The following is an 18205-nucleotide window of genomic DNA, read 5'->3' as shown; positions in this document are numbered from 1 at the left end:
GTACCGGATAACCGGCCCGCTTACTCGGTCTGGGTGTCTTCGGTCTCGGCGCCGTCCTCGGCACCTTCGGCGGCCTCGGCCTCTTCTTCCGCGGCTTGCTGAGCGGCCTTGCCTTCGGCGGCGGCAACCTTGATCTCGTCAAGGATGCGCTGGTTCAGTTCCTGATCCTGCTGCGCCGCGATGTCGATCGCCTTGAATTCCGCCGGCGTGATATCGGCGATCACGTCGATGGCGTTCACGATGGAGTCGTTGGCATAGGCCATCAGTTCGGCACGTTTCTCGCCGTCCGCCTCTGCCTCGATCCGCGGCATGAAATGCTCGGCCACGACGTTCACGGCCACCAGCGCCTGCACGAAAGAGCGCAGCTTTTCGTCGGTCAGGGTGTCGTTGGTGATCCCCTCGGCCGGCTCGATCGCCTCGAGCGTGCGGGTCGGGGTCTGTTTCTCGGCGTTCTGCTGGGTTTCACCCTGCGCGGCCCCCTGCTCGGTGGTGCCATCTGCGGCTTCCTGTGCAAAGCCTGCGGTGGTCAGTGCCAGTGCCGCGGTGGTGGCGATTGCGATGCGTTTTATCATTCCTGTCTCCTCGACGGATTGCCTCGGTTTCACTTGGCAGACACATGGACAGTCCCGCCGCCCGATGCAATGCGCTCGGCGAAAAAGCGCTGGAATCCGGGGCTCGGGCAGGACAATGTGCATCCGACCGCAACGGAGCCGTGCCATGCCTCTTACCATTCGCCCAATCGAACCCAAGGACGAGACGCACTGGCGCAGGCTCTGGAGCGCCTATCTCGAGTTCTATGAAAGCAGCGTCAGCGAGGAGGTCTACCAGACCACGTTCGCCCGGCTCTGCGCGCCCGAGGTGATCGACCAGAACGGCCTGCTGGCGCTGGACGGCGAGACGCCGGTGGGCTTGGTGCATTACATCTTTCACCCGCACAACTGGCGGGTCGAGAAGATCTGCTACCTGCAGGACCTCTATGCCGACCCTTCGGTGCGCGGCACCGGCGTGGGCCGCAAGCTGATCGAGGCGGTCTATGCCGCCGCCGATGCCAACGGCACACCTTCGGTCTACTGGATGACACAGGATTTCAACAGCCAGGCGCGGCAGCTCTACGACCGGATCGGGCAGCTGACGCCCTTCATCAAGTACACCCGCTAAGGCGCCCCGGCGCCCCGGTTCAGGGAAACTGCGCCGCCTCGCGGCGCATGAGTTCGCGCAGGGTATAGGAGCGCGCGATCGGCCCCTCGGCCCCCATCACGTGACGCGGATCGGCGGGAATGCAGCCCGGACCGCAGAGCTGGCGCACCACCATGCGGCGCGTGTCGAGGAACCACAGCCGCCCGGCCGGCGTGCCGACATAGCCGTTGATGCGCTCGCCCTTGTCGGCGCGGATGTCGTTGACGGTGGGCACCTCGGACCAGGCGTTTTCGTCATAGGCGCCGTGGGTGTGCCAGGAGGCCACCACGCGCAGTCCCTCGGGCCAGTTGGGCTGGCAATAGTTCAGGTATCCCCGCCGCGCGCGCGTGGTGGCCAGCTGGCCCGCGGCGGTATAACCGATATAGCCGCAATACTCGCGGTTCTCGGCCACCGACCGGGCCTGCGCCTGAGACAGGACATGCCGCGCAACGCCGATCTCGTCGGCGGTCTGCGCGGGCGCGGCGGCGGGCGCCACCGTCAACAGCGCCAGAAGGGGCAGTATCCGCATCGGCGTTTGTCCTCTCTTGCGGCGGCGGGTGCAGGCGTTACCTTAGCCTGATCTCACAGCGAAGGGCAGTCCATGACAATCCATATCGGCGCCGCACCGGGCGACATTGCCGAAACCGTCCTGATGCCCGGCGACCCGATGCGCGCCAAATGGGCCGCCGAGCGGTTCCTCGATGCGCCGCGCCAGGTCAACGCGGTGCGCGGGATGCTGGGCTTTACCGGCACGTGGCGCGGCCACCCGGTGACGATCCACGGCAGCGGGATGGGCATGGCGAGCCTGTCGATCTATGCCAACGAACTTCTGCGCGACTTTGGGGCAAGGACCCTCATCCGCATCGGCTCCGCAGGCGGGATGCAGGGGCATGTGGGGCTGCGCGACGTGATCCTGGCCATGACCGCCAGCAGCGTGGCGACGCCCTCCTCGACGATCTTCCGCGAGTTGAACTATGCCCCCTGCGCCGACTGGGGCCTGCTGCGCGCGGCCGTCGCGGCGGCCGACGCAAAGGGCGTGCGGCACCATGTGGGCGGGATCTATTCGTCGGACACGTTCTATGACGAACGGCCCGATCTGAATGAACAGATGACCCGCCACGGCATCCTGGCGGTCGAGATGGAGACCGCCGAGATGTACACGCTGGCCGCGCGGCACGGCGCCAGGGCGCTGTCGGTGCTGACGGTTTCGGACCACCTGTCGACCGGCGAGGCCCTTTCCAGCGAAGACCGCGAGGCCAGTTTTGCCGACATGGTGGAGATCGCACTGGAGGCGGCGTTCCCGTAGGGTGCGTTTTCAACGCACCTTTCCTGGGCCGGACAACCACCGTTCCGGCACGGTGCGTTGAAAACGCACCCTACATGTCTTCCAGGAACGTGAACGCGTCCCCCTCGACCCGCACCCGGCCCAGCGATGGCAGCCGGAAATGCGTGCCCAGCACCCGCGCATCCCGCTCCGCCGCCGCCTCCAGCAACGCCCGGCGCGAGCGGACCGCCTGCTCCGGCGACTGGTCGAAGGTGAAGTACCACTCGGGATGCCAGCATTGCGCGGCGGTGTGAATGGCATCCCCCGTAATCACCGCCTCGGCCCCGCCGCTTTGCACCCGGACCGACACATGCCCTCCGGTATGCCCCGGCGTCGGCATCAGCGTCACGTGCTCGCCGATCCCGTGCGCGCCCTCGACCAACTCCGCCTGCCCTGCCTCGATCACCGGCAGGAGGCTTTCGTCATACATGCCCCGGGCCTTCTCGGCATAGAACGCCTCGTCCGCCTTCGGCAGCAGGTAGCGCGCGTTGGGAGAGGTCGGCACCCAGCGCCCGTCAAGCAGCCGCGTGTTCCAGCCGATGTGATCGACGTGCAGATGCGTGCACAGGACATAGTCGATATCCTCCACGCCCACCCCCGCCGCGCCCAGCGCGTTCAGGAAACGCGGCGTGTCGCGCTGATGCCAGTCGGGAAAGCTGGGGGCGGTCTTGTGGTTGCCCACGCAGGTATCCACCAGGATCACGTGATCGGGCGTCTTCAGCAGAAAGCCCTGGATCGGCAACATCACGCGCCCCGTGCGGGGACAGAGCCCGCCCGGCACCTTCTCGGCGATGATGCGGCCCACATCCCTACCGGCGCCCGGGAACATCTCTTCGGGGGACAGAAACGGCGCGTCGATCTCCAGGATGCGCCACACCTCCACCTCACCGATCCGACACAGCATGACGCTCAACCTTCCCTGATCCGCTCCGCCACCCGGCCCGCCCAGAGGTCATAGAGCGGAGCGGCGGGATGAAACCCGTCGGCGGCCATCAGGCCCCGGTCCGTCGGGAATGCCATTGGAACGTAGCGCAGCGCAGGCGTTCGCGCCACAAGGTCGCACAACTCGCCATCCAGTGCCGCCGCGCGCCGCCCGAGAACCCCGCGCAAGGGGCGGGGCAGCAGCGGGAACAGCCCCAGCGGCGGCACGCCCGAGGCGACGACGCGCGTCACGCCGAACCTGTCCTGCAACAAAGCCACGAGGTCACTGTAATTGCGCCGCCACCGCGCCCGGCGCATCCCGTTCTTGGCGTCGTTCACGCCCAGCGCGATCACCGCCACGTCGAATTGGGCGCGCCGCATCTGCGCCAGATCGGCCAGGGCGGTTGCCGTGGTCGCGCCGCCCCGCGCCTCCAGCCGCCAGTGCACCCGGAATTGCGGGGCAAGATGCGCAGCCAGCCGCCCGGCGAGCGCCTCGGCCTGCGTCTCGACGCCCACGCCGGCGACGGAACTGTCGCCCACGATCAGCAACCGCAGGTCCGGGCCTTCGCCCGCCACGCCGTCGCGCGGGCCTGACGCCTCGGGCAGGCGCGCGGCGCGCAGCATGACCCAGGCCGCCTGTGGCACCAGCACCGGCGACAGCAGCGCCGCGCGGAGCGCGTCACGCATCGGTTTCCGCCTCGCACAGCGCCATGCCCGTCTCGCTCAGGGCATAGACCCCGCGCTCGACCCGAAAGAACCAGCCGGAATGGTTGTCGGCCATGATCCGCGTGGCCCGCGCCACGCCCGTCGCCCTGGCGATCACCGCGCCCGAGGACGGGCCGTGTTCCGACAGGTACGCCACGCAGGCGCGCACATCCTGCTTGTAGGCGGTCTCGATCTGCCCGCGCGTGCCGCCCTCGTTCGGATCGCCCCGGCGGGCGTTGAACTCCTTCAGCAGCCTTGCGCGCTTGACCTTGGACTGGCGCGGCCGGAACGGCGCGGGATGGCAATGCGCCTGCACCTCGCCCGTATCCGATTTCACGCTGAGAACCCCAAGCCCCAGCCGCTTGCAAAGGCCGATATTGCCCTTGAACGCCCGCCAGCCCGCCTTGCCCTTCCAGCGCGGCACGGCCACATAGACCTGCTCGGTCACCGCCTGTCGCGCCACCGCCTGTTGCAGCAGGGTCAGGGAAAAGCCGGTCTTCAGCTCCACCACCACCGGCTCGGCATCCGGGCGCAGCCCGACCACGTCCGCCGGGCCGACCTCGGATTTCACGGCATAGCCCAGCGCCTCCAGCCAGGCCTTGACCGGGGCGTATAACAGGGTTTCGCGGGCGTCATGCATCCCGGCAATTTGGCCGCAGGTTGCATGGGTGACAAGCCCTTCGCACAGCCCTATAAGGCGCGCGAACAAACTCATTCCAGCCCCGAGGACGACACATCCGATGACAACGCTCGTATTTGGCCACAAATCCCCCGACACCGACAGCACCGGCTCGCCCATCCTCTGGGCGTGGTACCTCAACGACGTGAAGGGCGGCGATGCCGAGGCCGTCCTTCTGGGCGAGCCCAACACCGAGGCCGCCTTCATGCTGGAACGCTGGGACCTGCCCAAGCCGCGCATCATCACCAATGTCGATGACGGCCAGCCCTGCATCGTGGTGGACACCAACAACCCCGCCGAGTTGCCGACCAACATCAACGGCGCCGACGTGCAGGGCATCATCGACCACCACAAGCTGGTGGGCGGGCTGGAAACCTCCGGGCCGATCGATATCACAGTGCGCCCGCTGGCCTGCACCGCCACGGTCATGATCGACCTTATGGGTGAGGATGCCGAGCGCATGCCCGACTGGGCCAAGGGCGCGGCGCTGACCTGCATCCTCAGCGACACGCTGGAATTCCGCAGCCCCACCACCACCGACCACGACCGCGCCACCGCCGAGCAACTGGCCCGCGACCTGGGCGTCAGCGTCGCCGACTACGCTGCCGAGATGTTCGCGGCCAAGTCGGACGTGTCGGCCTTTTCCGACGCCGAGCTGATCCGCATGGACAGCAAGGAATACGAGGTCGGCGGCACCAAGTTCCGCGTCTCGGTCCTGGAAACCACCGCGCCCGCCACCGTGCTGGACCGCAAGGACAGCCTGATGGCCTCGATGCAGGACGTCGCCAAGGAGGACGGCGTCGACCAGGTGCTGCTCTTCGTCGTGGACATCCTGAACGAGGAAGCGACCCTGCTGGTGCCCAACGACCTGGTGAAGGGCGTGGCCGAGAAAAGCTTCGGCGCGTCCGCGTCGGGCGATACGGTGGTCCTGCCCGGCGTGATGAGCCGCAAGAAGCAGATCATTCCCAACCTGGCGGTCTGACACCCTTCGCTAGCGCTTGCATTCCGAACGCCTCCGCAGGATTTGCGGGGGCGTTTTTCGTATCCCGCCGGCCCCGTGACGTTGACGCCGCGCGTCGGTTTTTTCTCACCGCCATCCCGGACTTGATCCGGGATCTCTCGCGGCAAGAGGTCCCGGGTCAGGCCCGGGACGGGGTGCGACTTGTGGCACCGCGCCGCAAACTGTAGGCCTGATTATGGAAACATCCGCCGGAGACGCACCGCATGGGCCTTGTCGTCCTTCTTCTAGTTGCCATCGTGGTGCTGTCCTTCATCGGCATCGGCCGCCGCACCCGGCGGCGGGACAAACATCGACGCGACGACGACTGAGCGGCCTCAGCCGCCCGCCTGCCAGTCGGAGATGGCCTCGACCGGGTAGAGCAGCATCACCACGTTCAGCGTCAGGTTATCGCGGATCACCCACAGCGTCAGCAGCTCGAACCCCACCACCACGGCCACGCTGGCCCAGACCGGCAAGCGCCGCGCCAGCCAGAAGCCCAGCCACATCGCCGCGATGTCCGAGGCCGAGTTCAGCACGCTGTCGCCGTAGTAATCCAGCGAGATCGTCACCTCGCGGTAGCGCTCGATCACCGCGTCGGTGTTCTCGACGATCTCCCACGCGCATTCCACCGCCGTCGCGATCACCAGCCGCCAGCCCGGATCGACCCGGCGCGCCACCAGCCACAACAGCGCGTAGAACAGGACCCCGTGCAACAGGTGGCTGGGCCAGTACCAGTCGAACACCTGCTGGCTGCCCTCGCTGGTGCCCACGGTGCCCCAAAGGTCCACCCACCCGCAGGGGCATGTCGGATTGCGCCCCATTCCAAGCAGAACCACCAGCGTGGCAAGGCCCATCAGGGCCACGATGCCGAATGTCACGCGCCTGTTGCTCATGCAGACACCGAATCACAGCACCGCACCCCTGTCCATTGCAAAGCGCGATCGCATATCGGGGCAAGGCACACCCGCGCACGAGACGGGCGCGCTCCTGAGTGGACCGCGCCCGCCTGCACATTCAACATGTTTACCGCTTAAGAAAGTTCCTGCCCCGGTGCCCTGGGCTTGTTCCAGGCCAGCGCCAGCGTGGCGATGCCCGACAGCGTCAGGTCCACCCCCCAGAAACAGGCCAAGCACGTCGGCGGCGGCGCCCGGCAGGCCCAGCACGATCATCCCTGCAAGCGCCAGCGACATCAGCCCGGCACCGGCGATCCAGCCCCAGCCGTGACGCGCGCGCATCCGGAAGGCGTAAACCAGGCGCAACAGCCCCAATATGGCGAACAGCACGGCGACCGCCAGCGTCAGGGTGATCAGTCCGGCCACCGGGTTCAGCAACAGCGAGACAGCAAAGAGCACCAAGGCCAGCCCGATCAGCCCGCCAAGAACCCGACCGCCCAGCGCGTCGCCCCGGTCACTGAAGGCCAGCCAGAGCTGCGTCAGCCCGGCCAGCAGGAACGCGGCGCCCGCAACGGCGGTGACGGTCAGCGATGCGGCGAAGGGGTTGAAGAACGCCAGCATCCCGCCCACCAGCATCACGACCCCCAGGATCGTCAATCCGGTGCGGCCCGGTTCGCGCTCGGTCCGCCGGGTCGGTCTGTGTCGCACGGGGCGGCCCAGGGTTTCGGTCGATGTCATTGCGTGTGTCACCTTCGCAGACGTTTCACGCGGACAACGCGCGAGTTGCGGTGCCGGTTCCCAGACGCCCGCCGCTGGACCTCGGCCCATCGCCGCGTTTAACTGGCCCTCGAACTGAAGACCTTTGAGGCCCGCCCATGTCCGCCCCCGTCAACCGTTTCAAGACCGCCCTCGCCGCCGGAGAGCCCCTCATCGGTTGCTGGGCCGGGTTCGTCGATGCCTATGCCACCGAGATCCTGGGCACCGCCGGGTTCGACTGGCTGATCCTCGACGGCGAGCACGCGCCCAACACCATTCACACCCTCTCGGCCCAGATCGGCATCCTGCGCGCCTCGCCCAGCGAAGCGATCGTGCGCGTGCCCGTGGCCGAGGACTGGATCATCAAGCAGGTGCTCGACGCGGGCGCGCAAACGCTTCTGGCGCCGATGGTCGACACCGCGGCCGACGCCGAGCGGATCGTGCGCGCCATGCGCTATCCGCCCGGAGGCGTGCGCGGCTCCGGCGCGGCGCTGGGGCGTGCCTCGGGCTTTGGCGCGGTGCCCGACTATATCGCCACGGCCAACGACGAGATGTGCCTCGTGGTCCAGATCGAAAGCGTGGCCGCGCTGGAAAACCTCAATGCGATCTGCGCGGTCGACGGCGTCGATGCGGCCTTTATCGGGCCATCGGACCTGGCCAACGACATGGGCCATCACGGCGACGCGAACCACCCGGAGGTGCGCGAAGCCATGCAGGACGCGCTGGCCCGCATTCGCGCCGCGGGCAAGGCGCCCGGCATCCTCGGCATCGACGCGAAGACCACGCGCACCTATCGCGACTGGGGCGCGCAGATGCTGGGCGTGGGGATCGACGTGCTGCTCTTTGCCAACGCCGCCCGGGCGCTGGCGCGCAACTGGCAGGCATGACGCGCCTTCTGGTCGATCTGGGCGGCACCTTTTGCCGCGTCGGACTGTCCGACGGGGCCGGCCTTCTGCCCGAGCCCGCCCTCAGCTTTGCCAATGCCGATCACGCCAGCCTGGCCGCCCTGCTTGGCGCCTATCTCGACACGGTGCGCCCGGGCGCCGTCAAGGCAATATGCGCCGGGGTCGCCGGGCCGGTGCGTGCCGGGGCGGCGCAACTGACCAACCACGCCTGGCGTATCGAGGCGGCGGCGCTGGCCCGCGCCACCGGCGCCGACCGGGTTCACCTGATGAACGACCTTCAGGCACAAGCCTACGCGCTGGACGATCTGGACGCGGACAGCCTGACCCCCTTGATTTTCGGCACGCCCGACCCGCAAGGCCCGCGCATGGTGCTGGGGCTGGGCACGGGCTGTAACATCGCGGTCGCGCACCGCGTGGGCGACGACCTTTTCGTGCCGCCGTCAGAATCCGGTCATACCACCCTGCCCGACGCGCCGGGTTTTCGTGCGCTCTACGATCACCTGCGCGGCGAGGCATCACACCTGCCCATCGAGGCGGCCCTTTCCGGCCCCGGCCTCACCCGGCTACACCATTTCTTCACTGGCAAGACGCTGACACCTGCCGAGATCATCGCGTTGAAGCCGCGCAAGACGCTTCAGGCGTTCGTGTCATTGCTTGGCCTTTCGGCCTCGAACCTCTGCCTGTCGCATATGGCGACCGGGGGGCTTTACCTGATCGGCGGTACCGCCCGCGCCATCGCGCCATACCTCAGCCCGCTGGGCTTCACCGACACGTTCCACCCGCGCGGGCCCTACACCGATATCCTGACCGCGATACCGGTTACGCTGATCTCGGATGATAACGCCGCCTTGCGCGGCTGCGCACGATACCTGGCGCAATGCTTGAAATAATATACACTGAAGTGTATATTATGACGCGCACCTCAGGAGACACCCATGAAACGCCTGCACACGAACCAGATCTGCACCATGACCGAACTGCGCGAACCGCAAAAGGTACTCGACCGCGCGGGCGGCAAGCCGGTGGCGATCATGAAGAATTCGCGCTGCGTGGGCTACCTGGTGCCGGAAGAGGGGTCGCTTCAGGGCGAGCCGCGCTATGCCACGATGGACGAGGTCATGGCCGCCGTCGAGGCGACCCGCGAGCAGGCGCAGCCCGTGCTTGAGTATCTGAAGGACAAATGAGCTTTCTGCTTCTCTCCGCCGACCAGGTGGAGGCGCTTCACGACATGGCCCTGAATCCCGGCGAATTGCCAGGACGCGCGCGGGACAAGTCGCTGGAAGGCGCGCTCGCGCGCGTCGACAACCGGCTGGTCTACGGCATGATCGAGGATGTCTTCGACCTTGCCGCCGCTTATGCGGGGGCCGTCGCACAGGGCCATTGCTTCAACGACGGCAACAAGCGCACGGCCTATCGCACCATGCTGGTCTGCCTGACCCTGCACGGCGTGTCGATCACCCATGACACCGAAGAGATCGGCCAGATCATCATCGCCCTCGCCCAAGGCAAGCTGGCAGAGGACGACCTGGCCGACTGGCTGCGCACCAAAGCTGCGTAGGGTGCGGTTTCAACGCACCTGACCACTTCCCCCACCGCCTCCCCTCTGCCATACTGCGCCCCAACCCATAAAACAAAGAGCAGCGCACATGGCCGATGACCTTCTGACCCCCACCGATTCCGGCAATTACGACGCCTCCTCGATCGAGGTGCTGGAGGGGCTGGAACCTGTCCGCAAGCGCCCCGGCATGTATATCGGCGGCACCGACGAGCGGGCCCTGCATCACCTGGTGGCCGAGATCCTCGACAACTCCATGGACGAGGCGGTGGCGGGCCATGCCAACCGGATCGAGGTCGAGCTGCACGAGGATCATTCCATCACCATCCGCGACAATGGTCGCGGGATGCCGGTGGACGAACACCCCAAGTTTCCCGGCAAGTCCGCGCTCGAGGTGATCCTCTGCACGCTGCACGCGGGCGGCAAGTTCTCGGGCAAGGCCTATCAGACCTCGGGCGGCCTGCACGGCGTCGGCGCGTCGGTGGTGAATGCGCTCTCGGACCTCCTGATCGTGCAGGTGGCCCGCGACAAGAAGCTGTACGAGCAACGCTTCTCCCGCGGCATCCCGCAAGGCAAGCTGGAAGAGGTCGGCGCCGCCCCCAACCGCCGCGGCACCACCGTGACGTTTCATGCCGACGAGCAGATCTTCGGCCATCACCGTTTCAAGCCCGCGCGGCTCTTCAGTTCGATCCGCTCCAAGGCCTATCTTTTCTCGGGCGTCGAGATCCGCTGGAAATCCGCCATCCCCGACGGCGACACCCCGCAGGAGGCCACGTTCCACTTCCCCGGCGGCCTCGCCGATTACCTGCGCGAGACAATGGGCACCGCCTCGACCTATGCCGAGAATCCCTTTGCCGGAACCGTCGATTTCCAGGAACGCTTCGGCACGCCGGGCAAGGTGGAATGGGCGATCAACTGGACGCCCAGCCGCGACGGGTTCCTGCAATCCTACTGCAACACCGTCCCCACGCCCGAGGGCGGCACGCACGTGGCGGGCTTCTGGGCCGCGATCGTCAAGGGCATCAAGGCGTATGGCGAGCTGGTGAACAACCGCAAGGCCGCCAACATCACCCGCGACGACCTGATGACGGGGGGCTGCGCGCTGGTCTCGTGCTTCATCCGCGAGCCGGAATTCGTCGGCCAGACCAAGGACAGGCTGGCCACGACCGAGGCGCAGCGGCTGGTGGAAAACGCCGTGCGCGACCATTTCGACAACTGGCTGGCCGCCGACACCAAATCGGCCGGCGCCATCCTCGATTTCCTTGTCCTGCGGGCAGAGGAACGCCTGCGCCGCAGGGCCGAGAAGGAAACACAACGCAAATCCGCCACAAAGAAACTTCGCCTCCCCGGTAAGCTGGTGGATTGCTCGTCCTCAACCCGCGACGGCACCGAATTGTTCATTGTCGAAGGGGATTCCGCCGGTGGCTCCGCCAAGATGGGCCGGGACCGCAAGACCCAGGCCCTGCTGCCCCTGCGCGGCAAGATCCTCAATGTGCTGGGCGCGGCCAGCTCGAAACTGGGGAGCAACGCCGAGATCAACGACCTGACGCAGGCGCTTGGCGTGGGGCTTGGCACGCGGTTCAACATCGACGACCTGCGCTATGACAAGATCATCATCATGACCGACGCGGACGTGGACGGCGCCCATATCGCCTCGCTGTTGATGACGTTCTTCTTCACCCAGATGCGCCCGATGATCGACGCAGGCCACCTCTACCTCGCCTGCCCGCCGCTCTATCGCCTCACCCAAGGAGCCAAGCGCGTCTACTGCATCGACGAGGCCGAGCGCGACCTCTGGCTGGAAAAGGGCCTGGGCGGCAAGGGCAAGATCGACGTCAGCCGCTTCAAGGGCCTGGGCGAGATGGACGCCAAGGACCTGAAGGAAACCACGATGGACCCCGCGACGCGAAAACTCATCCGCGTGACCATCGACGAGGACGAACCCGGCGAGACCGGCGACCTGGTGGAACGCCTGATGGGCAAGAAGCCCGAACTGCGGTTCCAGTACATCCAGGAAAACGCGCGGTTCGTGGAGGAGTTGGATGTTTGAGCGCAACCGCGCTCCGCTCAATATATTGCTGGAAAGCGACGGTTGCGTATCGCACTTCGTCGATTTCGAAGACCCGAACGTGGCAAAAATGCTCGCTAATGGTGCTGATGCCAAACGCGCGAAAGACATTGATGCCCTATGTTGGGTGGTCTCACGCGCACTCTCTGATTTCTACTATCGAGATATCACGCGCGAGCTTGCTTTTGCATGTGCGCTTTTGGTGAACGCAGTCAATTCGTTTCCGACAATCAGCAAAGCTATAGCTGTCGGCGACCTGACAGGTGGGCTTGCTATCGGAAGAGTGAGTCTTGAGGGACTTGTTCGAGGAACAGCACTTGTTTGCTCGACCGAGGAAGAAAGAGAAAGAGCGCTTTACAATTACGAAAATGACTTTCGAGACAGCTATTCACGCCAGCGAAAATGGCTCGGGTCGATAAATGAAAACGACAGCTTTCCTCGAAAAATTGGGAAAATGTTCTCAAACCCTTTGAACGAGGATAAAAGCTTTGTCCAATCAGGCAAGCACGGCATGATCGAAGGTGTTTCAAACCTTCCATCGAACAAATCAATTCAGCGAAACGAGCGGGAACTCAAGTTCAAAAAGTTTCTTGAGAAAATCGATTGCTTTGAAGGCCAACAGGAAGCCTTCATACGGTGGATTGAAGACTGGCACAGCCTTTCTTCTAGCTTTGTGCACGCAGATGCCTTCTCAGTGCATATCACTAATTCTTTGAAGATGTTTGGCGTCAAAAGTACTGAAGACAGAAAGCTGCTTTACTTTGATCTGATGCAGCTTTTGACAACTCTTTTTGTGATTGCGTAATTCGATTGGCCCATGAACTCGATCAGTCGAGGGAGGCAGAATTCTTGGCTCGAGAAAAACAAAAATACCTTAAGCTTTGATCCCCCGCGCGGAATCAAGGCGCAGCACGCTGCGCCGCCGCGCGATCGCCAGACCGCGCCCCGGGCTGGCGATTGGCTGACGCAAGCCCCCCGATCAGAGGTCATGCGGACACCGCCACCATAAAGTGCCCTGAACACCCCTCGGATCGCCACCCCGCGGTCTGGCAATCGCGCGGCACCTCCACCCAGACCCACCCGTCCCGGGCCTGACCCGGGACCTCCCTGCCCCCGGCCGCAAGCGAAATCAGCCGGTTTCTTTTCCCGCGAATCCCGCTAACGTCGCGGCCATGCGCTGGCTTTTCCTGTTGTCCCTTGCCGTCCTGATGTCTTGTGGCCGCCCTCTGACGGACACCGAAAAAGCGTTCACCACGCAGATCCACGGCACCTCCATCGACACGAACCGCATCCGGCTGGTCGATGGCGCGCTCATCGGCAAGACCACCTATACCCGCAAGAAACGCCCCCGCGTCGCCTGCCGCGAACGCATATTCCCGCCGCAGGCCGAGGAGACCAAGGAAGTCACCGTCAGCCCCGCCGCCCTCGTCTTTCTCAACAAGGTGTTCTTCGCCAGGGACTGGTACCTGGAAAACTACCTGCCCGACTATGACGAGCGCATCTACCTGGTCGAGGCGATGCTCTTTGCCCACGAGATGACCCATGTCTGGCAATGGCAGAACCGCGCCCAGACGGGCTATTCCCCGCTCAAGGCCGTGCGCGAGCATCAGGTCAGCGACGACCCCTACCTCTTCGAGGTCGGCACCGACACGCAATTCCTCGATTACGGCTATGAACAGCAGGCCTCGATCGTCGAGGAATATGTCTGCTGCGCCACGCTGGACCCCGAAGCGCCGCGCACCGCCCGGCTGAAGGAATTGCTGGAAGGCGCGTTTCCGCTGGGCACGCTCACCATCCCCGACAAGGTCGTGCTGCCCTGGGACGGGGTCGAGTTGAACGGGATCTGCCGGGTCTAAAGCGTTTCGCGATAAAGCTGAATCACAGCGTATCGCGAAACGCAGCACAACAGCCAATCGTTGCACGCGTTTCGCCTTTTGCTGATGGCTCAGGTAAAAGGCGAAACGCTTTAGTCCTGGATGCTTTCGATATAGAACAGCAAGGCCGCCAGCGGGCGCGGCGTCGGCGTCATCACCCCGTCGCCCACGTCCACCGGCACCGTGTCGCCCTGCAACAGCAGGCCGAATTCCGGCATCTCGTGCCCCGGCAGGCCGGTGCGGTCATAGCCGTCGATCACCGACAGGACCCGCGTGCGGGAAAACACGCCGTCCTCCTTCAATGCCGTCAGGTCGGCGGGGGCCGGGTTGTAGGACCCTGCCCAAGGACCGTTGCCCATGCCGCGGCTGCCGTGGCAGACGGCGCAATTCTCTTCGAAGATCGCGCGCCCCTCGTCGGGTTCGGGCATCGAGTCCTGCGCGGTGGCCGCCCCGGCCACGAGGCACGCGGCGAGGGTGATTGGTCTGATCATGGTCCTGCTCCCTGTCTCTTTCCCCAGTCTAGCGGGCCGCGAACGACCCGCCTTGACGTGGATCAAGCCAGCTCGCCCGCCAGCGCACGGTCAATGAGCGCCACGGTTTCGTCAACACCGTAGAGTGCGATGAACCCGCCAAAGCGGGGCCCCTGGCTTGCGCCCAGCAGCGTCTCGTAGATCGCCTTGAACCAGTCGCGCAGCGGGTCAAAGCGGTCACGCCCCACGGCATAGACCACCGATTGCAGTGCCTCGTCCTCGACCGGGCCGTCATAGGCGGCCAGCTGGTCACGCAAGTCGGTCAGCGCCTCGCGCTCCAGCTCGGTCGGGGCGCGATAGGTCTTCGTCGGCGCGACGAAATCCTCGTAGTACTTCACCGCCGATCCTGCCGCGGCATCGAGATCGGGATGCGTCTCGGGGCTGGCATCGGGCGCGTAGCGGTTGATGAAGCCCCAGAGCGTTTCCTTGTCTTGCGCCGAGGCCACCGAAGCGAGGTTCAGCAGCATTGCAAACGACACCACCATCCGGCTTTCGGGTACGTCGCCGTTGTGGATGTGATGCACCGGGTTGTTCAGCTTGCCCGCCGCATCCTGGCCCGGATAGGCGCGCAATTGCTGGTGATACTCGTCCACCGCGCGCGGGATCACGTCAAAGAACAGGCGCTTGGCGGTCTTCGGTTTCTGGTACATGAAATACGAAAGGCTCTCGGTGCTGGCATAGCTCAGCCATTCGTCGATGCTGATCCCGTTGCCCGAGGACTTGGAAATCTTCTGCCCCTTGTCGTCGAGGAACAGCTCATAGGTGAAGTGTTCCGGCGCGGGCGTACCCAGGATCTCGCAGATCCTGTCATAGATCGGCGTGTTGGTGGAATGGTCCTTGCCGTACATCTCGAAATCCACGCCCAGCGCGGCCCAGCGCGCGCCGAAATCGGGCTTCCATTGCAGCTTCACGTTGCCGCCGGTCACCGGCAGGGTCCACTCCCGGCCTTCCTCGTCGTCGAACGTGATCTCGCCTTTCACGGCATCCACGTTCTTCATCGGCACATAGAGCACGCGGCCCGTCTCGGGGTGCAGCGGCAGGAAGATCGAATAGGTCTGCTGCCGCTCCTCGCGCAGGGATTTCAGCATGACCTTCATGATGTCCTCATACCGCTCGGCCGCGCGCAGCAGCGTCGTGTCGAACTGGCCGGACTTGTAGAAATCGGTGGCGGAATAGAACTCGTACTCGAACCCGAAGGTATCGAGGAACCGGCGCAGCATGGCGTTGTTGTGGTGGCCGAAGCTCTCGAATTCGCCGAACGGGTCCGGCACGCTGGTCAGCGGCTTTTGCAGGTGCTCTTGCAACATCTCCTGGTTGGGCACGTTACCGGGCACCTTGCGCATCCCGTCCAGATCGTCCGAAAAGCAGAAGAGCCGCGTCGGAATATCGCTGATCTGCTGGAACGCGTGACGGATCATCGTCGTGCGCAGCACCTCGCCGAACGTTCCGATATGCGGCAGGCCGCTGGGGCCATAGCCCGTCTCGAACAGCACATATCCCTTTTCGGGCGGCGCCTTTTCATAGCGTTTGAGCAGCCGGCGCGCTTCTTCGAAGGGCCAGGCTTTCGCACTCATCGCGGCGTCGCGCAGTTCGGACATGTCGGTCTCCAGAGGTTGAGGCCCGCGCGAACGGCGGGCCGCCTCGGTTCCTATTGCTACACCCCCGGACAGTCAATATTCTGCACCGCGACAAGACCGCCGAAGGACAGCGCATGACCGACCAGGATTCCCACCCGCTTACCCCGCAGGACTGCCTCGTGGCCATGATGATCGCCGTGTCCGCCTCGGACGAGGAAATCCGCACCGCCGAACTGGTCAAGATCGAAAGCGCGATCGACAACCTGCCGATCTTCGCCACCTACGATACCGACCGGATGAAGACCATGGCGCAGACCGTGTTCGACCTCTTCGCCGAAGAGGACGGTCTGGATGCGCTTTTCGGCCTCGTCACCGACAACCTGCCCGAGCGCCTGTATGAAACCGCTTATGCCCTGGCCTGCGACGTGGCTGCGTCCGATGGTCTTCTGGACGAGACCGAACTGCGCTTTCTGGGCGAGATCCGCTATCAGCTGAACATCGACCGGCTGCACGCTGCGGCCATCGAGCGCGGGGCGCGGGCACGGCACGTGCGCGAATGATCCCGGCGCGGCCCCTGGTGAAAATTGCCCATTTCCATCTGCGCCGAAAACCGTTCTAAATAGGCCCCAGCCGATCGGGAGACCTGTCACATGCGCCCACTGTTCGTGAATATCCGCTGCCGCCCCGGCACCTCCTACAAGGTGGCCGAGGAAATCGCCCTGCGCGAAATCCATTCGGAGCTTTATTCCACCTCCGGGCCGTTCGACCTGCTCTTGAAGCTCTATGTCCCCGAAGGCGAAGACGTGGGCAAATTCATCAACGAGAACCTCGCGACAATCGACAATATCGAACGCACCGAGACGACGCTGACGTTCAAGGCGTTCTGACACTTCCAAGGGAGAGGAAACAATGAAACTGAAAACTATCCTGGCCGCCACGGCGATGACGGCCCTGGGCGCGATGGCCCATGCCGAAGCCGTGAAGGTCGGCATGATCACCACGCTGTCGGGTGGCGGCGCGGGCCTTGGCATCGACGTGCGCGACGGCTTTCTGCTGGCGGTCAAGATGTCGGGCAACGAGGAGATCGAAGTCGTGGTCGAGGATGACCAGCGCAAGCCCGACATCGCCGTGCAGCTGGCCGACAAGATGATCCAATCCGAAAAGGTCGACGTTCTGACCGGCATCATCTGGTCGAACCTCGCCATGGCCGTGGTCCCCGCCGCCGTGGCGCAGGGCAAGTTCTACCTGTCGCCCAACGCCGGCCCCTCGGCGTTGGCCGGCAAGGGCTGCAACCCCAACTATTTCAACGTGGCCTGGCAGAACGACAACCTGCACGAGGCCGCGGGCGGCTATGCCAACTCGGCCGGATTCAAGAACACCTTCATCCTCGCGCCCAACTATCCCGCGGGGCAGGACGCGCTCACGGGCTACAAGCGCATCTACGACGGCGAACTGGCCGGCGAGGTCTTCACCCAGCTGGGCCAGACCGACTATGCCGCCGAGATCGCCCAGATCCGCGCGTCCGAGGCCGACAGCGTGTACTTCTTCCTGCCCGGCGGCATGGGGATTTCCTTCCTCAAGCAATATGCCGACAGCGGCGTCGACCTTCCGGTCGTCGGCCCCGCCTTCAGCTTCGACCAGGGTATCCTGCAGGCCGTGGGCGAGGCCGCGCTTGGCATCAAGAACACCAGCCAGTGGAGCAAGGATCTGGACAACGAGGCGAACAAGGAATTCGTTGCCGCCTTCCAGGAGGAATACGGTCGCCTGCCCTCGCTTTACGCGTCCCAGGGCTATGACACCGCCAACCTGCTGTTGTCCGCCATGGCCAAGGCCGACGTGGCGGATGCCGACGCCTTCCGCGCCGCGCTGAAGGAAGCCGATTTCGCCTCGACCCGCGGCGATTTCGAGTTTGCCTCCAACAACCACCCCGTACAGGACATCTATGTCCGCGAGGTGATCAAGGAAGGCGACGTCTACACCAACAAGATCATCGGCACCGCGCTGGAGGATCACTCCAACGTCTACGTCGAAGACTGCGAGATGTAGGACGGGCCGCACCCGGGGGCAGGCAAAAGCCGTCCCCCCGGGGGTCAGTTCTTTGTATGTTGTGGTGCAGATGGGTGTTTCAGGGGCTCGTGGCGCGATGACCGCTTCGAGCCCATAGTGACTGATGCTGCACTATGCACGAATGTCTGCAAGCCGTGTTGGTCGACGATGCTACTGACGCGTTGCTAACAGGTGC

At 64.8% G+C, this 18205-nt stretch carries 22 protein-coding genes; 13 read left to right on the top strand and 9 right to left on the bottom strand.

Annotated elements, in window-relative coordinates; all coding sequences use genetic code 11:
- Window positions 1–20: 20 nt before the first annotated feature.
- Entirely contained in the window at window positions 21–572 is a 552-nt protein-coding gene (locus ACSQ76_RS02720; RefSeq protein ID WP_437155361.1) for a hypothetical protein, read from the bottom strand.
- Window positions 573–717: 145 nt separating this feature from the next.
- Between ACSQ76_RS02720 and ACSQ76_RS02715 the strand changes: the two genes are divergently transcribed.
- Window positions 718–1158 (top strand): N-acetyltransferase family protein, encoded by a 441-nt coding sequence (locus ACSQ76_RS02715; protein ID WP_437155360.1) that lies wholly within the window; start codon window positions 718–720, stop codon window positions 1156–1158.
- 19 nt (window positions 1159–1177) lie between these two features.
- On the opposite strand, the gene ACSQ76_RS02710 is transcribed toward ACSQ76_RS02715, so the two are convergent.
- The gene (locus tag ACSQ76_RS02710) at window positions 1178–1705 is read right to left on the bottom strand and encodes a DUF4329 domain-containing protein (protein ID WP_437155359.1); all 528 of its coding nucleotides are present in this window, start codon (window positions 1703–1705) and stop codon (window positions 1178–1180) included.
- A gap of 72 nt (window positions 1706–1777) precedes the next feature.
- On the opposite strand from ACSQ76_RS02710, the gene deoD reads away from it, so the two are divergent.
- Entirely contained in the window at window positions 1778–2482 is a 705-nt protein-coding gene (deoD, locus tag ACSQ76_RS02705; RefSeq protein ID WP_437155358.1) for a purine-nucleoside phosphorylase, read from the top strand.
- Between the two features lie 70 nt (window positions 2483–2552).
- On the opposite strand, the gene ACSQ76_RS02700 is transcribed toward deoD, so the two are convergent.
- From ACSQ76_RS02700 to ACSQ76_RS02690, 3 genes are read right to left on the bottom strand one after another with little or no spacing between them, the layout of a single operon-like run.
- Window positions 2553–3404: an MBL fold metallo-hydrolase gene (locus tag ACSQ76_RS02700; RefSeq protein ID WP_437155357.1), complete on the bottom strand. Its 852-nt coding sequence runs from the start codon at window positions 3402–3404 to the stop codon at window positions 2553–2555.
- A gap of 5 nt (window positions 3405–3409) precedes the next feature.
- A complete protein-coding gene (locus ACSQ76_RS02695; protein WP_437155356.1) occupies window positions 3410–4108 on the bottom strand; it encodes an SGNH/GDSL hydrolase family protein in 699 nt (232 codons plus the stop codon).
- Entirely contained in the window at window positions 4101–4841 is a 741-nt protein-coding gene (locus ACSQ76_RS02690) for a DUF2161 domain-containing phosphodiesterase (protein WP_437155355.1), read from the bottom strand. Before ACSQ76_RS02690 ends, ACSQ76_RS02695 begins: the two co-directional genes overlap by 8 nt.
- Before the next feature lie 25 nt (window positions 4842–4866).
- Here ACSQ76_RS02690 and ACSQ76_RS02685 point away from each other — a divergent pair, with 25 nt between their 5' ends.
- Window positions 4867–5787: a manganese-dependent inorganic pyrophosphatase gene (locus ACSQ76_RS02685; RefSeq protein ID WP_437155354.1), complete on the top strand. Its 921-nt coding sequence runs from the start codon at window positions 4867–4869 to the stop codon at window positions 5785–5787.
- A gap of 353 nt (window positions 5788–6140) precedes the next feature.
- Here the strand turns inward: ACSQ76_RS02685 and ACSQ76_RS02680 are convergent, their stop codons facing one another.
- Window positions 6141–6698 (bottom strand): DUF2585 family protein, encoded by a 558-nt coding sequence (locus ACSQ76_RS02680; RefSeq protein WP_437155353.1) that lies wholly within the window; start codon window positions 6696–6698, stop codon window positions 6141–6143.
- A 12-nt stretch (window positions 6699–6710) separates the two neighbouring features.
- Window positions 6711–7436 (bottom strand): HdeD family acid-resistance protein, encoded by a 726-nt coding sequence (locus tag ACSQ76_RS02675; protein ID WP_437155352.1) that lies wholly within the window; start codon window positions 7434–7436, stop codon window positions 6711–6713.
- Between the two features lie 137 nt (window positions 7437–7573).
- Here ACSQ76_RS02675 and ACSQ76_RS02670 point away from each other — a divergent pair, with 137 nt between their 5' ends.
- The 7 genes from ACSQ76_RS02670 to ACSQ76_RS02640 all read left to right on the top strand — a co-directional run bounded on the left by ACSQ76_RS02670 (window position 7574) and on the right by ACSQ76_RS02640 (window position 13838).
- Window positions 7574–8341, top strand: a complete 768-nt coding sequence (locus ACSQ76_RS02670; protein WP_437155351.1) for an HpcH/HpaI aldolase family protein — start codon at window positions 7574–7576, stop codon at window positions 8339–8341.
- On the top strand, window positions 8338–9249 hold the full coding sequence (locus tag ACSQ76_RS02665; RefSeq protein WP_437155350.1) for a glucokinase: 912 nt from the start codon (window positions 8338–8340) through the stop codon (window positions 9247–9249). Before ACSQ76_RS02670 ends, ACSQ76_RS02665 begins: the two co-directional genes overlap by 4 nt.
- A gap of 45 nt (window positions 9250–9294) precedes the next feature.
- The gene (locus tag ACSQ76_RS02660; protein WP_437155349.1) at window positions 9295–9543 is read left to right on the top strand and encodes a hypothetical protein; all 249 of its coding nucleotides are present in this window, start codon (window positions 9295–9297) and stop codon (window positions 9541–9543) included.
- Entirely contained in the window at window positions 9540–9917 is a 378-nt protein-coding gene (locus ACSQ76_RS02655) for a type II toxin-antitoxin system death-on-curing family toxin (protein WP_306127585.1), read from the top strand. Before ACSQ76_RS02660 ends, ACSQ76_RS02655 begins: the two co-directional genes overlap by 4 nt.
- Before the next feature lie 88 nt (window positions 9918–10005).
- Window positions 10006–11964 (top strand): DNA topoisomerase IV subunit B, encoded by a 1959-nt coding sequence (gene parE / locus ACSQ76_RS02650; protein ID WP_437155348.1) that lies wholly within the window; start codon window positions 10006–10008, stop codon window positions 11962–11964.
- The gene (locus ACSQ76_RS02645) at window positions 11957–12787 is read left to right on the top strand and encodes a hypothetical protein (protein WP_437155347.1); all 831 of its coding nucleotides are present in this window, start codon (window positions 11957–11959) and stop codon (window positions 12785–12787) included. Before parE ends, ACSQ76_RS02645 begins: the two co-directional genes overlap by 8 nt.
- Before the next feature lie 367 nt (window positions 12788–13154).
- Entirely contained in the window at window positions 13155–13838 is a 684-nt protein-coding gene (locus ACSQ76_RS02640; protein WP_437155346.1) for a hypothetical protein, read from the top strand.
- Window positions 13839–13948: 110 nt separating this feature from the next.
- Here ACSQ76_RS02640 and ACSQ76_RS02635 read toward each other — a convergent pair whose 3' ends face one another.
- On the bottom strand, window positions 13949–14347 hold the full coding sequence (locus ACSQ76_RS02635) for a c-type cytochrome (protein ID WP_437155345.1): 399 nt from the start codon (window positions 14345–14347) through the stop codon (window positions 13949–13951).
- A 62-nt stretch (window positions 14348–14409) separates the two neighbouring features.
- Entirely contained in the window at window positions 14410–15984 is a 1575-nt protein-coding gene (locus ACSQ76_RS02630) for a lysine--tRNA ligase (protein WP_437155344.1), read from the bottom strand.
- Between the two features lie 113 nt (window positions 15985–16097).
- Here ACSQ76_RS02630 and ACSQ76_RS02625 point away from each other — a divergent pair, with 113 nt between their 5' ends.
- The 3 genes from ACSQ76_RS02625 to ACSQ76_RS02615 all read left to right on the top strand — a co-directional run bounded on the left by ACSQ76_RS02625 (window position 16098) and on the right by ACSQ76_RS02615 (window position 18009).
- The gene (locus ACSQ76_RS02625) at window positions 16098–16523 is read left to right on the top strand and encodes a tellurite resistance TerB family protein (RefSeq protein ID WP_306127578.1); all 426 of its coding nucleotides are present in this window, start codon (window positions 16098–16100) and stop codon (window positions 16521–16523) included.
- Window positions 16524–16613: 90 nt separating this feature from the next.
- Window positions 16614–16850, top strand: a complete 237-nt coding sequence (locus tag ACSQ76_RS02620) for an Lrp/AsnC ligand binding domain-containing protein (RefSeq protein WP_306127577.1) — start codon at window positions 16614–16616, stop codon at window positions 16848–16850.
- Between the two features lie 22 nt (window positions 16851–16872).
- Window positions 16873–18009: an ABC transporter substrate-binding protein gene (locus ACSQ76_RS02615; protein ID WP_437155343.1), complete on the top strand. Its 1137-nt coding sequence runs from the start codon at window positions 16873–16875 to the stop codon at window positions 18007–18009.
- Window positions 18010–18205 lie beyond the last annotated feature (196 nt).

The sequence above is a fragment of the Roseovarius sp. B08 genome, from assembly GCF_051417955.1.
In the GTDB taxonomy this organism is placed as follows: Bacteria; Pseudomonadota; Alphaproteobacteria; order Rhodobacterales; family Rhodobacteraceae; genus Roseovarius.
The sequence above is the reverse complement of the archived record's forward strand: the minus strand, read 5'-3'. Positions and strand labels throughout refer to the sequence as shown.